We start from the raw sequence: 16,022 nt of genomic DNA on the forward strand, positions 1-16,022 counted from the left end.
ATCATTAATTGATCAGTCGGTTTTCAAATTTAAACATATTTCTAGAATGGATAGGCTTTTTTTCTCATCCCTACATTTTCAATTTGTATATTAACTTGTACTTTAATTTTTGCATCTACAAATAATTCATTCCAATGATCAGCAACTTTATTAAAAGTTTTAGCGTCTAATAAATGATATTTATCACCAAATCCAAAGCTATCGCCACCATACTGTTGAACTTTTTCAATTCCATTGACAATTATTTGATTAATTTCATGCTCAGCCTTTTTTTCATAATTTGATAAAGTCTTTGCTTTATCAAATTCATCATTACATAATACTTCATCAAAATGTCCAATTGAATTAATTTTTACTACAATCACTGGTAATTGATTCTTCATTTTTATTGTTACTTTACTTTTGATTCGAGTAAGCTCTATTGAGTCAAAAGTATCTTCATTACATCGAATTTGTATATTAGTCGTTTTTATATTATTGTCAATTATTTGGATGGTCTTAGCCGACGGACCATCCAACCATCCTACTAGTTTCTAATTTTTAAAAATACCTGTTCCGTTTATAAATGGATATGATGATTTAGCATTTTCCATATTTGCTAATGATTCGGACGTATTATTTTTATTTTCTATACTAACACCATTAATTGTAGGCTCTCTACCTTTACTTGAAATTTTACTAATTACTTCTCGTATCTCATTTTCACTATTTTCCCCCAAGGAAATAGAAGTATTATGTATTTTCCCATATATTGACTTTGCAGGTATTTTATCAAGAGTAGGGATAGTATTTAACACCTCAAAAACACTGTTATTTCGAGCAATAATTACTGGCACATTTACTCGTATTTTGGAATCTCTTTCAAATACATCGAATATATACTTTACAGATTTTTTCTTTACCAATGTTTCTCCTAGTGCAACCAAAGCAACATGTGAGTAAATATTTGTGCGAGAGTTTTTTCTTGAAGAAAGACGAGCAGCTTCTGAAATTGTTCTACCTTTCGCTACTACGGATATAACAGGGATCCCTTGCGAACCTGTTTGAGATGCAATTGCACTGGGATTTATGATTTGAGCAATCATAATGTACTTTTTTTCTTGGGGTAAATAGTCTAATCCCATTGCAACTACGATCGCTACTCCGTTTAATTCCTTATAGTTCGAACAACCTCCTCCAATCAGTAAACAACAGATAAGTAATAAACTAAAATATCTATTTTTCATATTTTTTTCCTCATAATATTTATTAATCTACGAATCAAATGTTTATTCTAGTGTTAATTTTCCCACTTTTAAATAGTATATTCAAATATTCAAATCTACATAAATATATGTTGTCAGGATGATTAAACTATGAGAGTATAGCTGGATGAAGAATTTCCTTTACCATTTTTGAATGGAAGAATTCTTTTCCAACTAAAAACATAAAAACATGATTAAAAAAGCAAATTTAAGGAGGAAATAAAAAATGGTTGAACTACCAAATTGTCCAAAATGCAACTCAGAATATACTTATCATGATGGTAATCTATTTGTGTGCCCTGAATGTGGATATGAATGGACACTGGATATTGGAACTGAAATGGATGATAAGAAAGTTGTAAAAGATGCCAATGGAAATATTTTAAATGATGGTGATTCAGTGACTGTCATCAAAGATCTTAAAGTAAAAGGAACTTCTCTCGTAGTTAAAATTGGTACAAAAGTAAAAAGTATCCGTCTGGTTGATGGAGATCATGATATAGATTGCAAAATTGATGGATTTGGAGCAATGAAATTAAAATCTGAGTTTGTAAAAAAAATATAGATGTTTAATAAATAAGACATCTATATGGGAAAGGACCTTTCGAAGAGGTTCTTTTTTTAGTTCTTTTTGTATTTGCTGAATATGTAAATTACTAAAAAATTTGTAGATAAATATGGAATAAACCTTTTGGTAAATAGTTACAAGAATAAATTATAAGATTTTATTTGACGGGGAAGTGATCTGTTATTATAATTATATTAAATATTTGTATATTCAAATAATCAAATATACGAGAAGGTGCAATAAGGTGAAATGGCGAGGTAGATTTGTACAGTATAAAATAGAGTCTTTTAGAAAAGATCTAATTTCTGGAATAATTGTTGGTATTATTGCAATCCCTTTAGGTATGGCTTTTGCGATTAGTTCAGGAGTGAAACCTGAATATGGAATTTATACAACGATTATTGGAGGAATATTAATATCTATTTTTGGAGGTTCTAAGTTTCAAATAGGGGGACCTACAGGCGCATTTATACCTATACTATTATCAATTGTAATTCATTATGGTTATGATAATTTACTAATTGCAGGTTTTTTAGCTGGTGTTTTTCTCACCCTAATGGGGATTTTTAAAATGGGTTTTCTAATTCAATTTATACCTCGACCTGTTACGATAGGATTTACCACAGGAATAGCAGTTATTATCTTTACTGGACAAATTGTTAATTTTTTAGGACTTCAAAATATAACTAAGCATGAGGATTTCATTTCAAATATGAGAGAAATTGGATTACATATTGCGACAATAAATCCGTATAGTTTAATAACTTCAATGTTATGTTTTATTTCTGTTATTACAGTTACTAAACTATACCCAAAAGTGCCTGGATCATTAATTGGTCTTATTTTTTCTAGTATAACCGCTTACCTTCTTTTTAAAGGGGAAGTTCCAACAATTAATTCCACATTTGGCGCTATTCCGAGTAGTATTCCAGCATTTCATTTTGTTGATCTGAATTTGGAAAAAATTCAAACACTAATTGGTCCTGCGTTTGTCATTGCAATGCTTGGCGGGATCGAATCACTTTTGTCAGCAGTAGTCGCAGATGGTATGTCAGGTAGTAGGCATAATAGTAATAAGGAGTTAATAGGACAGGGGATTGCTAATATGATTATTCCTTTTTTCGGAGGAATACCAGCTACAGGAGCAATCGCTAGGACTGCAACGAATATAAAGAGTGGTGCTGTTTCACCTATCTCTGGAATTATCCATGGTGTTATTGTCCTAATCATTTTATTAGTGTTTGCACCATTTGCATCACAAATTCCTTTAGCTAGTATGGCTCCAATTTTAATGTTTGTAGCATGGAACATGAGTGAAAGAAAAGAGTTTATTCATATTTTAAAAACTAAATCCAGTGACGCTATTATTTTAATCTTAACTTTTTTACTGACCGTTTTTCTAAATTTAACAACGGCCGTTGAAGTCGGCTTAATCGTTGCAGTTATTTTATTTGTTAAAAGAATGTCCGAACTTCATATCGTTAGAAAGGTATTACCAGATCGTTCCCGTCAGAATCAAAAATTGATGTCACATACAGTTAATGAGTACCACGATTGTCCTCAAATTAGCATTTTTACAATTGAAGGTCCAATTTTTTTTGGAACTGCCAATCTATTTGAACAATCTATTTTGAAGTTAATAGATAATAATCCAAAATTTTTAATATTAAGATTCGGAAAGGTTCCTTTTATCGATACAACGGGAGAAGCTAAGTTAGCTAATATCGTTAACTATCTCAGAAGAAATGACAGTTTTGTGTTACTAACAGGTCTTCACTCTCAACCAAAAGACTTATTAATTCGTACCAAATTGTATGATGTGATTGGTAAACAAAATATTTTTGAACATTCAGGTGAGGCTATTTCATACGCTTTATTAAATATTAATTATAATAAGTGTCTAGGTTGCAAGCACTATGCATTTTTAGAATGTTCAATCTTATCCAAACCAAACCTTTTAGATAGTAAGGACCAAAAAAAAGACGAAAAAGATCTTAATAGATTAGACTCTATTGAGTAATTATCTTTATAAAGTTTAAAATAACACTCTGAATAGGTATAGTTAAGATAATAAATATTTTGAAATTAGGATCTTTGATCATAAAGATAGTTTGGAGGAACACAATTGAATTTAGAACTACAACAATTTAAAGCAGAATTTTTTAAAGCACTAGGTCATCCACTACGAATTCGAATTCTTGAAATTCTGAGTGAGGGTGAGAGAAATGTAAATGAGATCCAAAGTATAATAGGTAGTGAAGGGTCTGCTGTATCTCAACAACTTTCAATATTACGAAATAAAAACATTGTATATGGTACGAAGGAAGGAAATAAAGTTACATATTCCCTTAGAGATCCGATGATTTCTGAGTTATTAGTAGTTGCCCGTCAAATTTTTAATAATCACTTAGTCGATACGATTAGTATGTTAGATAAATTTAAAGAAGATTAATAATGATAGAAAAATTTACTATTCTTAAGAAGGTATATATATTTTTTATGACAAAAAAAGTTGGACTTTAAATTTAAGTCTCGACTTTTTTTGTCATAGACCATAATTAGAATAAAATAATCATCATGGGTCTTTATTAAATGCTCTTACTAACATAGATTATACTAGATTGTTTAATAAGGATGTAGGCGAAGAAATAGTAACGTCTGATTATGATAATACTACTGAATTAATAAGATATGCGAAAGTTAAAGAAGTTATAGGACAACGTGGGTATATGGTTGTGAATTCGTAAAAGATGTTAGATGAATAACAAGTGTAATGGAAGGTGGACGTATGCATTTAAAATTAAAATATGAAATACAAAAAGGAGCAGCAGAGATCGTTAAAGAAATAGTAAAAGAGATGGATGGTTTATCAGAAGAAGGTTTTGTCAACAAGTTCTATCGAGACCCGTATTTTCGTAAAGGTTTTGACACATTAGTAGAATTTTATATACAAGCAAAAAGAGATGTGCATAAAGATGAACAAACGTAATTTCACAGGGTGGAATAAGAGTGGCTGAGAAATATGCTATTGGGTCGTTACACGGGAATCTAACAGGACAATTTCATATAATTGATAGGTATCTTGAGGGTGATACATCAAGGATCTACAGTATCGCAACAACTTTTTACGTAATAAAAGCATTGAATCTGGTACTAAAGAAGGTTACAAGGTCATCTATTTCCTTCGAGACCAAATAAATATCGATTACTCCTGTTGCTTTGTTAATGTTTAACAATTATTTGTTTGATACGATCTCAATGATTGATAAATTCAATGAGGATTAGTTTTTAAGTTTTAAAGATTTCAAGTGTTTTCAAAGAGCAAAACACTCTCTTTTAGTAAAAAAGAAAGGATTAAAAGTGATGGATTCTTATGAAAAGGAACGTCTCATGACAAGAGAAGAACTGATACACTTTGGACATCAGTATTTAGAAGGCGTTGGTATTTCATCCATATGTAATGTTTGTATTGCAATTGGTGGGTCTTGTTGTAAGTATTGCAATGAGTTAGAGGAAGGAAAAGGTTGTAAAAATAGAAATACGAGCTGTACTGCATGGTTATGTGGATATTTAAAGTTGATTCTTTATAAGGCAGGATTACTTGATGAATGGGAAGAATTTTGGGAGAAAATACCAGGTCAAGCATACAGGATGGATTACACACCTTCTATTGTTTCTATCCAAAAAGAAATAGATATCCCTAGTATTCAATCATTAAGTGAAGCTTTTGCTAAAGACTTAACTCGTTTGAATGCGAAACATAAAAGTTCAGATAATATTATCGAACTAAACGATAAATTAGATCGATATATCACAAGATTTTCGATATATAAAGATGAAGAAATTTTGGAGAAAGCTAAAAATGAATTAAATCAATTAATAAGTTGTTTTTACTCTTTCAAGTTTGCTCTTCAATCTAGTAAATACGGAGAATAAGTCCGTTAACTTTATTAAAATTTAATATTAATTTAAATATTTTTTTGAATATTAAAAATTTTTAGAAGTTAAAACTGATACTGTTTATGTGACATTCCCTTAACTCTTTATAGGAGACTCCTAAAGCATGCTTGAATTAAAGAAGCATTAGGAGTTTCTCCTTTTTGAGGTATATAATCATTATTTTGATCGATAAAATGTTTGTAGATCTGACCAATGGGATCTATAATAGTCTTTCTTTCTAAGCAATAGTCATGTGAAACCTCTATTTTTTAAGAGAATCAATAGGAGCTTCGTAATTTTTTAGTATAAATTTTATTATTAAGTAAATACCATTATTTGCTTTTATTAAAAAGTGTACATATCCCATCCTGTAACCTGGTTCCAATTAGGAACCAAGGCGGACTAACTGAAAACCCTTAAAACAAGCTCAATAGATGAACTACAAAAATTTGAAGCAAACCTTAAGAAGTATAATTGGATTTTGATGTTAATTGCAGTGATCACTATACCTTTTATTGTATGTAATTTGTAAATAGAAAAGACAACAGTAAACTGTTGTCTTTTTTACTTCTCCTTTATGTAAATTAACATTAATTAGGATTTCAAAAGGAATAAAAGTGCAAGGAAATAATTGTGACTACTATCAATGAGCTGGAATTGACTTTTCAGACGAATATACTAAAAAGTAAGTGCTTTATGGAAAAATAGAAGGTATTATATATATCTTTTTTATTTGAATTAATGAGTTTCTTCTATTATATATATGTTTTATTGAACCTTAGAAATTAGATTTATTCTTCCATACCAAGCCTACATTTGTATCCCTTTTTTCATGTTTTGCCAGGTAAATCTGAGTTGTTCTTATACTTTCATGCCCAAGCGATGTAGAAATTGAGTATATGTCTGCACCATTTTCTCTACTGAATATAGCATAGAAATGACGAAAGAAATGGGCTGAGATTTTGCCGTTTCGTGTATGGTGTAGCAGGAAAGGCAACTTTGTCCGACTGATCATTTCAGATACGAACTTAGATAAATGATTTGGACTATAAGGCTTCATTTTACTTGTTAAAATTAAATATGAATCATCCAACGAATCTAATTCTGTAGCCAATCCTTTTCTTTTTCTAAATTGTACTAGTGCATCAAACACATAATCCATTAAATATACTTCTCGTTCTTTACGACCTTTCCCCATAACTTTTAACCAATAACCACGATGATCCTTTGAAATATCTTTCCATTTAGCAGTCGCAAGTTCAGCTGCACGTAGGCCTGAAGTTGCTAAGGTAATTAGTATCGTGTAATGTAACGGAGAGTTCTTATAAAAGTCTAATATTTGTTTTACTTCATCATATGTAATATCTCGATTCGGTAAATCATTTCGAGTTACATTTGCTGAAACTAGTGAGTAGTGTAGTGGCATTTCTGTATATTTTTGCTCATACAAGTATTTGAAAAAAGCCTTTAGTACAACCGTCTTTTTAGCGATTGTTGTTTTTTTATAAGGTTGACCGTTACGACCTAACGGAGCAAGTACTAACCATTTTTGATAATTAAGAATATGTCGTGGTTCTATGATACGTAATATACTTTGACTTTTTGTATGAAATGTATCCTCCAATAGTACATGCTTATTTTCGTTTAAATGATTATAAAAAACTAAAAGTTCTTTTATGTAAGTTTTACGTGTTTGACGATTCTTACTTCCAGTATCTGCTTCATCATCATATAAATCTCCTATTTCCTTCTTCTGGTATACAAAGCGATAAATCATATCAATATCTGAAAATGCTTCATGAACATCTACTTTATACTTTTCTGCAAATTCTTGAGTTCGATCTAAAATTTGAATTTGTTCGTTAGTTAGTGCAAGTGGATATTCATTTATATTAACTATTATTTTGTAAATTTTACTAACAGGAAACAAACTGTGAAATTCCATTAACTTACACTTCCTTTCAATACTTTACCAAATAATTGAAATTTAATTATATGTTTCTATCTTAAACTATTTAAATATTAATTACTATATTTACGCTTTATAGTAATATATCGCGAATTTAAACTTAAAGTTTCATTATCTAACACATATGCCAATTTAAATAAAAGTAATAAAACTGTCCATTCTTTTACACGATGTTACTATTAAATATTCAGTATTTGAACTTTATCTTTAAAGTTTGAGTAAGATTAGACATAAATATGAATATTGATTATACTAATTATAATTCCAATTTTTATTATTGATACGATTCCTTTAATTTAAACTACAATATTCATATACTTAGTAATATCTTAAAAATAAGATGAAATAAAAAACACGAAGGGGATTTCAGAATGGATCTTCTATATTGAGAAATTTACTTAATTTAAAATTTTTAGAAAGAAGGTTATAAGATTGATAGAATATCAGGAGAAAGAACAGGTCTTAACTACAAAGGAAGTTATTGAATATTTAGGTAAAGAGTGGGGAGAAGAACCTTCAACAACTACCATTTATTATTATGTTCGTAATGGTAAGTTGAAACAAAAGTATGAAGATAACTGGCGAATAGAAGGTACAATGCAGTTCGATAAACATGTTGTTGAAGCATTTGCTTTGGAATATAAGCGACCAGAAGGATATACTTTATCAGAAGTTGCGAAAATCGTAGGATTACATGTAACTACTCTTCAAAAATATATAAAAGATGGCTCATTAGCCGCATCGAAATTTGATTTTAAAGGTAAACCTACTTATTTTGTTTCTAACGAATCACTAGCTAGTTTTCAAGAATCAGAATATGTTAGTAAGAGTAAATCGAAACGAAAATCATTCTTTACAAAGAATAAAGAATTTTATTTGTACCAATCATTTAGAAATGAAACCACGAATGATTATGGTCGTATTATTCGAATTGAAAATAATATACCTACTTTGATGACAGCTCATGGCAAAGAATTAGTAGGAGCTGGTATTATTGCCAGTGGTTATGAACCTATCTATAAAGTAGGGACATTCAAACGAGTTACAAAGAAAAATTATGCAACTTTTGAATTTATATTACTCAATGATATTAAAAGTAAAGATTATCGACTTTTCGATTTCATTTATAACTTCATTGGCGCTGAAAATATAGACATAGAGCAAGGTAAGAATAAAGTAACTATAAAAATTAAACCATTCTTTATTCAACTGGATAAAGAATCCATTGATAATTACTATGAGATATTCAAAATGTTAAAAACTCTTTTAATAGAAGGAACTGTTCAGTTACGACACAATGGTCTTTATATAGGAACTGATTTCGAGAGTATAACAATTAATGTTCCAAAAAACGTAAAAGAAAAATTGCGTGAACTTGCCAATGAATCGGATTTATCTATTGAGGATTACTTAAAAGAGAAGTTACTTAATCAAATAAAAATTCGATAAATAATACATATATAATAGAAGAAAGTGGTGTAAATCTACAATGAATGCAGTTGACTAAATTAATTTATTTAATTTTGAAGTTGGGAAGGATTCGCTATTAGAAAGACTAGTGAAGCTTCAGAATGAACGTACTGCATTATCCATCAAGGAATATTTAGGAAAAACGATATGTAACCCTACAATTTATAATCTACTCTTGATTAACAAATTTATTAAATAAATAGAACACTTTGTGAAATGCTACACTTAAACTAAATGGCAGTTTAGTTTAAGTGAAAAGTTTCACAAATAGGGACGTGTTTTAATATTTGGAACCAAAATTAAAGTACGTTTTTCAATGATCTGAAGTTGGCCCAAAGAATAAAATGATTAGTGAATAATAACTAATTGTAAAAAATTGTAGGGGGATTTAAGGATGGCTCTACTTCAAGATGAATTAAAAATAACAAAGATTCAAGAATTACTTGGAATGAAATTAGCCTTACCAACATATCAACGACCGTATAGTTGGAGTGTGAGGTCTACAAATACGCTTTTTCTGGATACTTATCATGCATATCAAGAAGGTACACGAGAATACAGAATTGGCTCTGTCATTTTACATAAGGAAGATGAAAGATACAACGTTGTGGATGGTCAGCAAAGACTGACAACCCTTTCGATACTTCTATACTGTTTAGGTGATGAGGATCAAGGGCTATTAAGAGAAAAATATAATCAATTATCTAATGATGTAATAGTGACTAATTTTGATGTTTTGTCTAAGCGGACAAATGAACTTTCGCAAGATGAGCAAAGGAAATACAAACAATATTTATTAGAACATTGTAGTGCAGTTCAAATTGTCACAGATAGTGAGCAAGAGGCTTTTCAATTCTTTGATTCGCAAAATTCTCGTGGCAAAGAGTTAGATCCACATGATTTATTGAAGTCATATCATTTACGTGAGATGGGTGATGAAGACGAACAGCAGAAAGTAAGAATTATCAACCAATGGGAAAATGTGAACCAGGATGATTTAAATGACTTATTTAAAAGTTATCTTTACCCGTTGACGCAATGGTACAAAGGAAAGATTGGTTTGGGCTATTCTGCAAGTAATATTGATGTGTTCAAAGGGATTAAAACCACAAATGTTTTTAATTATGCTATATATCATAAAGCAAGTAACCTTTTCTTAGAACAGTTTAATGCAAATGGAAGCGGTGAACTACTTGCATCTAAAGCATTAAATCAATTTCAATTAACACAGCCACTAATCGCAGGAAGGCGTTTTTTCCATTATACCCTTCATTACGGAAGGCAACTTGTGCAAATACAAAATTTAATTAAAAAGGTTCACACGAATGAACAAATTCCGAGTAGACGTTCTGGAGATATTTACATTAAACAGTTATATGAATGTGCGTTATTGTTTTTTGCTGATCGCTTTGGTATTGAAAGCTTATCCAAAGGTGTGATGTACCAACTATATTCATGGAGCTATTCTTTGCGACTAACTATGCATGCTGTGTATCCTCAGACAATCAATAAGTATGCACGAGGAAAACATGAACGGTTGAACGAAGATTTGGATTTGTTTTCAGAAATTAGCGATATGAACCATGCTGAAGAGTTAAAGCTCATTGTTTTGGAGCAACCCGATATTGAGAGTAACAATAAAGAGAAGTACAAAGAAGTGTATGATTTACTTAGTGAATGGAATAGGTGGTAGGAGATGGATAGACATTTAAAAATCATACCGGTATCAAACATTTTTACTAATATCAGTTATTTAGTTCCAATTTATCAACGGAACTATGCTTGGGGAGAGTCGCAAATAGAACAACTGATAGAAGATATTAATAGTTCAATAGACGATCTTAATAAAAACTATTTTCTTGGAAATCTTATTGTTAATCAAACTGATAATAATGTTTATGAAGTAATCGATGGACAACAAAGATTGACGACATTATTTTTATTAGAAAATTATCTTGGCATGAATTTTGCGAAAGGTGCGTTGAGATTTGAAGCACGGGAAAAGTCAAATCGTACACTTCACATGATAAACAATAAGAACAGTGGTGAAATACTGGAGGAATTAGTATCAGTTGAAATCTTAGCTGGTTATCAAATCATTGAAAACTATTTTAAAAAAACGAAAGAAATAGACAAAAATGAGTTAATAAAAAAACTAGAAAAGGTTTTTCTTGTTCGTGTACAAGTTCCGCAAGGAATAGATTTAAATCATTATTTTGAAATCATGAATACTCGGGGTGAGCAACTAGAACTTCATGAAATAGCAAAGGCAAAGTTTTTAGAAGTTTTGGATACTGAACACGATAAAAAAACTGCAGCATTGATTTGGGAAAAATGCTCTGATATGGACTCATATATCCAAATGAATTTTGATCCTAACGTTAGAAAGGCTCTTTTTACAAGAGATTGGTCTAGGATCAATGGTCATATTGACGATTTTAATTCAATTAGAGAATGTATTCCGAATGATGACTATGATAAACATTCTGTTCCTTTGATTGACATTCTAAAAAGTAAGAGATTACTCAATAATGGAGAAAGTAAGGATGAAATTGAGAATGAACGATTTGAATCGACTATTTCATTCCCAAATTTTTTATTACAGGTAAATGCAGTCATTGGTAAGTTAGAAGAGGGAGATTCAACACTTGATGATAAACACTTCTTGGATAATCTATCATGGGCATGGAATGATGCTGGTAGAGCAAAGAACTTTTTATATCATATGTTAAAATGCCGTGTGTTGTTTGATAAATATATTTTGAAACGTGAATATGCTAGAGATTATAAAGAAACTGGAAAATGGTCGTTACAACGTTTAGAGAAATATAGTGATGTGAAAGGGCAAAAGCCCAAATATGTAGGTACTTTCGGCAATGACGATAGTCAGAATAATAAACAAATAAGAACTCTGCAATCATGCTTACGCATAACGTACACGTCACCTAAGACTATGCATTGGATTTCGCTAGTCTTAACAAGGTTACTAGAGAATGAATCATGTGACATCATTGAAATTCTTGAAGATTACTGCAAAACAAAAGTAATAAAATCAAATTTTCAGAATGCTAGTGGATTTGGTTTTGAAAGAATCGTATTTACTTACCTCGACTATCTTTTATACAAAGATGGGTATTCGTACTTGGATAAGACAATAATCCCGCCAATGCGTGAGGACTGGCAATTTCAATTTAGAACTTCGATAGAACACTTCCAACCACAACATCTAGTTGAGGGTGAAAATTGGAAATCGGATGACCTTGATGGTTTTGGAAACCTTGCGTTAATTACTGTGTCAGGAAACTCCAAGTTTTCTAATTTGCCACCTGCAGGGAAAATCAGCTCCTACCCGAGCATTATCGAACAAAGCTTGAAACTGAAGATCATGAAAGAATTAGTCAATCTCGACGATGAAAAATGGACTGAAGAAAAAGCAAGCAAACATAAAGAAGAAATGTTTAGGATTTTGAAGAGTTAGTATTCGAGTGAAAGTTAATGACATATGAATTAGATGTTGGTAATAGAACTCGAGTTAATGCTGTAATAAGGATCGTAAAGTGCGATTAAGTGATTGAAGCTCTAGAATACATTGTTAATTCTGGTCGAATTATTAAAGAAGGACCTAAAGCTGAACAGATGGAAAAAGAAGCATTAGGAGAAATACAATATAAACAAACAATCTAACACTCTCTTAAGGGTGTTTTTTTATGTTTATGGAAATGGCCATTATCAAAAATTCGATTATATTGAAACTATTTCGATTAAGAGAGGGGCCGGACAAAGATGGTTTTTTTAGGATGAACTTACAGATTGATAAAGAACATATTGAAAAATATATTATCGCGATAGAGAGGCGAAATACATAGTATTTGCTGCAATGTACAAGAATTATGTGAAGTAAGTGAGAAAATTCTTAAGTTACTAACGCAAGAGTTAGTTGAAAAACATATCATTACATTCGAAGTCACTTGTAAATTGAGATCTTTTTAAAAGGTCTTGCAAATTGAAAAAGTAATTCAGGGCAATAATAACCTTATTAGGAGAGTGAAATTTGCATTTATCTTCTGTAAGAAAAGGAGAATCCGAAAGTGAATATAAAACAAGTTGAAAAAGTAGGCTTAGAATACGTTTGTGATATTGATATTACAGTTGAGGAATGGAAAATACTGCTACGTAATGATGAAGTTTTCAATGAAAAGCGTATTGAAACTATTAAGAAATGGTATAACGAAACCGGTCACAAAGGAACTTGCACAGAAATTGGAATGAAGTACGGCATGACTCCAGATTCACTGCGCTCAATTATCACTCATTTAGGAAAAGCCGTACAGTCGGCGTTGAACCGTTTCAAAGTGATTGGTACTGATGGAAAAGATACATATTGGACGATTATTATGTACGGTAGACATAAAGAAAATCATTTTGAATGGGAATTGCGTAAAGAATTGGTTCAGGCTATTCAAGAATTAGAAATATTTTAACACTAAGCTAATGTACAACTAACGAGCGCGTTAGTTGTAGATATACAAATAATAGCAATGAAATTGGTCTAACTTTGAAAGGAAAAAGATAAGTAATGATAAAAGTATTTAGTAATAAGCCAATTATACATACTGTACCGTTAAGTGAGATAACAATTAACGATGGCATAAAAAGAATTGAGTTTGACGATGTAGATGAAAATAGGTGGAGGGTGTCATTTAAGACTACTCAAGCATGGCGAATAACAACCGTTGATTGCTTTGATTTTGAACCACTCTATATAAAAGAAGCATTTGATAATGGATTTTTCCAAAAATATATTTTTATAGTTGAGCAATCAAGTTGGATTGCAGAACTAAAAGCTGTCTTAAAAGAAAATGATCATAGTGCAACATTTATGGATAAAGCAAATCATTATATTTTTATCTTAGGAGACGAAGTAGTTGAAATAATTGCATGGGATAATTTTCAATTGAACAACTGACTTAATAAATTAATCTAAATATCACTAGAATAATTACTGGTATTCTAGAAATCTTATTGAACTAACGCATTGCTTTAGTTGTACAAAGTGATCGACTGTTAAGTCGATTTTTTTTCGTTTAATTTAAGTCTAGCTGAGTAAATTTCTTGTTAAAAGAGATAAAATGATTAACCTTGTAATACGATGTACTAAAGTGAAACGATGTAACATAACAATAAAGTGAAGTGAGGTGATGTTATGGATAAAGAAATTATGAAAGGCAGTATTGATATTTTGCTTCTCTCGCTTATTAATACAAAAGAAATGTATGGGTACGAAATAGTAAAAACCTTGAAAGAAAATAGTAATGATCTTTATAACATGAGTGAGGGAACGCTGTATCCTGCTTTAAAAAGACTGGAAAATAAGAATTTACTTCAATCTAGTTGGGGAGATTCTGACAACGGTGGAAGACGAAAATATTACAAAATTACAGAAGATGGAAAAAAAGAATTGAATAGAAAAGTTCATGAATGGAATCGGGTTAACAATTTAATAAAAGTTTGTCTGGAGGGGTTTGCTTGGATAAGAACATTGAAACCTATATTAATCAGATTGTAAACGAACTATCTTGTGATCCCAAAGAAAAAAAAGATATAGTTGATGAAATGAAAGATCATTTGAACTCTTTAAAAAATGAGTACATCGAACAAGGTTTCACTGAAAAAGAAGCTATTCAAGAAGCCTTAAGAAGTTTTGGTGAATTCAAACAAATAAGTCATGGATACAAAAAGTTCATAAATCCGAATTACAAAATCATCAAGCAATTAACATGGATATTATTCACTTTGTATTCTTTTGTAGCCCTTTGGAATTTACTTTTTGTACGATTAATTGATCGAATAATAAATAACAATTCATATAATCGATACTTCTTGTTTCCACAGAATCACCAAGGCTTTTTTGACATTGAAGTGTGGAAATTAAATTCAAGTATTATTCCTTTTAAAAATACAATTAATTACATAAATGGTTCTTCTAGTTTCAACGTAGATATTATTATTAATAATACAATAGGAAACCTGTTAATTTTTTTACCCATTGGAATTTTTCTGCCAATCCTATTCAAAAAATACATTATACTTTCTCAAGTTATTACTAGTTCAATCATTCTTAGTTTTACGATTGAAATTCTACAATTTACTCTTCGAATTGGACAATTTGATGTAGATGACATATTACTTAATACATTGGGTGCTATATTAGGATGTTTAATCGTTAAGTTAATTTGTAAATTTACCAATTTATTTAAAAGGAATCTATTTCAAGAAACTAAAAATTAAATTTAGAATTATATATGGTGTTAAGCAAATAACTCATGCTTTAGTTCAACAAGAACAAAAATTAAACAGGCATACTTAGGGGATAGTAATAGTGAGGTGAATTAATTCATGAAGAAGATGTTAATAACTTCATTTATGCTATTATTTATGATCCCAAGTACAACTTATGGTGAAAGTCTAGTAAATGCAAAATGCCCTCCAACTGAGAATTTACAAGAGGCAAATATAAAGGACAAAGATGAGTTGATAAGTGCCTTAAAGGACATTATTCCAAAGGTATACGGAACAGATCTTAACCATAAAGAATGGAGAATCGAGAAAATTCAACCTGCTGCAAGCTTGACTGGATTCGAGAAACACTACTTCGGTATTGCAGTAACTTTTTGTGGTAAAGAAGTAGCAAATCACTCATGGTTCGTTCGACTAATATTCCCTAGAATACTTCCAGCTGTCAGTGCTGCAACTGGAGAACTCTACATTGTTAAAGATCAGAATGATAACTGGTTTCCTTGGTTTCAATATCATTAATATTTCAAAAGTAATT

At 30.5% G+C, this 16,022-nt stretch carries 15 protein-coding genes and 1 pseudogene; 13 read left to right on the top strand and 3 right to left on the bottom strand.

Annotated elements, in window-relative coordinates:
- Positions 1-41: 41 nt before the first annotated feature.
- Together CN601_RS16950 and CN601_RS16955 are read right to left on the bottom strand one after the other, a co-directional pair.
- Positions 42-521 (bottom strand): annotated as a pseudogene (locus CN601_RS16950) (Ger(x)C family spore germination C-terminal domain-containing protein); the annotation flags it as partial.
- A 12-nt stretch (positions 522-533) separates the two neighbouring features.
- Positions 534-1,226, bottom strand: coding sequence for a Ger(x)C family spore germination protein (locus CN601_RS16955; RefSeq protein WP_098171736.1), 693 nt, complete (start codon positions 1,224-1,226; stop codon positions 534-536).
- A gap of 244 nt (positions 1,227-1,470) precedes the next feature.
- On the opposite strand from CN601_RS16955, the gene CN601_RS16960 reads away from it, so the two are divergent.
- The 5 genes from CN601_RS16960 (at position 1,471) to CN601_RS16985 (ending at position 5,748) form a co-directional block, all read left to right on the top strand.
- Complete coding sequence (locus CN601_RS16960; RefSeq protein WP_098171737.1) at positions 1,471-1,809, top strand: zinc ribbon domain-containing protein YjdM; 339 nt, start codon at positions 1,471-1,473, stop codon at positions 1,807-1,809.
- A 247-nt stretch (positions 1,810-2,056) separates the two neighbouring features.
- The gene (locus tag CN601_RS16965) at positions 2,057-3,832 is read left to right on the top strand and encodes a SulP family inorganic anion transporter (protein WP_098119432.1); all 1,776 of its coding nucleotides are present in this window, start codon (positions 2,057-2,059) and stop codon (positions 3,830-3,832) included.
- A 105-nt stretch (positions 3,833-3,937) separates the two neighbouring features.
- Complete coding sequence (locus tag CN601_RS16970; RefSeq protein WP_098119433.1) at positions 3,938-4,264, top strand: ArsR/SmtB family transcription factor; 327 nt, start codon at positions 3,938-3,940, stop codon at positions 4,262-4,264.
- A 336-nt stretch (positions 4,265-4,600) separates the two neighbouring features.
- Positions 4,601-4,801: a hypothetical protein gene (locus CN601_RS16975; RefSeq protein ID WP_098119434.1), complete on the top strand. Its 201-nt coding sequence runs from the start codon at positions 4,601-4,603 to the stop codon at positions 4,799-4,801.
- A gap of 374 nt (positions 4,802-5,175) precedes the next feature.
- Positions 5,176-5,748: a hypothetical protein gene (locus tag CN601_RS16985; RefSeq protein WP_098119436.1), complete on the top strand. Its 573-nt coding sequence runs from the start codon at positions 5,176-5,178 to the stop codon at positions 5,746-5,748.
- A gap of 781 nt (positions 5,749-6,529) precedes the next feature.
- Here the strand turns inward: CN601_RS16985 and CN601_RS16990 are convergent.
- Positions 6,530-7,696 carry a tyrosine-type recombinase/integrase gene (locus tag CN601_RS16990; protein ID WP_098119437.1) on the bottom strand — a complete coding sequence of 389 codons (1,167 nt, stop codon included), beginning with the start codon at positions 7,694-7,696 and terminating at the stop codon, positions 6,530-6,532.
- A gap of 456 nt (positions 7,697-8,152) precedes the next feature.
- On the opposite strand from CN601_RS16990, the gene CN601_RS16995 reads away from it, so the two are divergent.
- The 8 genes from CN601_RS16995 (at position 8,153) to CN601_RS17030 (ending at position 16,006) form a co-directional block, all read left to right on the top strand.
- Positions 8,153-9,169: a helix-turn-helix domain-containing protein gene (locus CN601_RS16995; protein ID WP_098171738.1), complete on the top strand. Its 1,017-nt coding sequence runs from the start codon at positions 8,153-8,155 to the stop codon at positions 9,167-9,169.
- A 415-nt stretch (positions 9,170-9,584) separates the two neighbouring features.
- Positions 9,585-10,883, top strand: a complete 1,299-nt coding sequence (locus CN601_RS17000) for a DUF262 domain-containing protein (RefSeq protein WP_098171739.1) — start codon at positions 9,585-9,587, stop codon at positions 10,881-10,883.
- A gap of 3 nt (positions 10,884-10,886) precedes the next feature.
- Positions 10,887-12,668 (top strand): DUF262 domain-containing protein, encoded by a 1,782-nt coding sequence (locus CN601_RS17005; RefSeq protein WP_098171740.1) that lies wholly within the window; start codon positions 10,887-10,889, stop codon positions 12,666-12,668.
- Between the two features lie 610 nt (positions 12,669-13,278).
- Positions 13,279-13,671, top strand: a complete 393-nt coding sequence (locus tag CN601_RS17010; RefSeq protein ID WP_098171741.1) for a hypothetical protein — start codon at positions 13,279-13,281, stop codon at positions 13,669-13,671.
- Between the two features lie 95 nt (positions 13,672-13,766).
- A complete protein-coding gene (locus tag CN601_RS17015) occupies positions 13,767-14,156 on the top strand; it encodes a hypothetical protein (protein ID WP_098171742.1) in 390 nt (129 codons plus the stop codon).
- Positions 14,157-14,393: 237 nt separating this feature from the next.
- The gene (locus tag CN601_RS17020; protein WP_098171743.1) at positions 14,394-14,756 is read left to right on the top strand and encodes a PadR family transcriptional regulator; all 363 of its coding nucleotides are present in this window, start codon (positions 14,394-14,396) and stop codon (positions 14,754-14,756) included.
- Positions 14,717-15,478 (top strand): VanZ family protein, encoded by a 762-nt coding sequence (locus CN601_RS17025; RefSeq protein WP_098171744.1) that lies wholly within the window; start codon positions 14,717-14,719, stop codon positions 15,476-15,478. The genes CN601_RS17020 and CN601_RS17025 overlap by 40 nt, the downstream gene beginning before the upstream one ends.
- 108 nt (positions 15,479-15,586) lie before the next feature.
- The gene (locus tag CN601_RS17030; RefSeq protein WP_098171745.1) at positions 15,587-16,006 is read left to right on the top strand and encodes a hypothetical protein; all 420 of its coding nucleotides are present in this window, start codon (positions 15,587-15,589) and stop codon (positions 16,004-16,006) included.
- Positions 16,007-16,022: the final 16 nt, after the last annotated feature.

This window comes from Bacillus sp. AFS017336 (assembly GCF_002555445.1).
GTDB lineage: Bacteria > Bacillota > Bacilli > Bacillales > Bacillaceae_G > Gottfriedia.

Excerpts from the sequence above, each read along its gene's own strand:
- CN601_RS16955 (WP_098171736.1), bottom strand. The coding sequence starts at position 1,226 with ATGAAAAATAGATATTTTAGTTTATTACTTATCTGTTGTTTACTGATT.
- CN601_RS16960 (WP_098171737.1), top strand. The coding sequence starts at position 1,471 with ATGGTTGAACTACCAAATTGTCCAAAATGCAACTCAGAATATACTTAT.
- CN601_RS16975 (WP_098119434.1), top strand. The coding sequence starts at position 4,601 with ATGCATTTAAAATTAAAATATGAAATACAAAAAGGAGCAGCAGAGATC.
- CN601_RS16985 (WP_098119436.1), top strand. The coding sequence starts at position 5,176 with ATGGATTCTTATGAAAAGGAACGTCTCATGACAAGAGAAGAACTGATA.
- CN601_RS16990 (WP_098119437.1), bottom strand. The coding sequence starts at position 7,696 with ATGGAATTTCACAGTTTGTTTCCTGTTAGTAAAATTTACAAAATAATA.
- CN601_RS17000 (WP_098171739.1), top strand. The coding sequence starts at position 9,585 with ATGGCTCTACTTCAAGATGAATTAAAAATAACAAAGATTCAAGAATTA.
- CN601_RS17005 (WP_098171740.1), top strand. The coding sequence starts at position 10,887 with ATGGATAGACATTTAAAAATCATACCGGTATCAAACATTTTTACTAAT.
- CN601_RS17015 (WP_098171742.1), top strand. The coding sequence starts at position 13,767 with ATGATAAAAGTATTTAGTAATAAGCCAATTATACATACTGTACCGTTA.
- CN601_RS17020 (WP_098171743.1), top strand. The coding sequence starts at position 14,394 with ATGGATAAAGAAATTATGAAAGGCAGTATTGATATTTTGCTTCTCTCG.
- CN601_RS17030 (WP_098171745.1), top strand. The coding sequence starts at position 15,587 with ATGAAGAAGATGTTAATAACTTCATTTATGCTATTATTTATGATCCCA.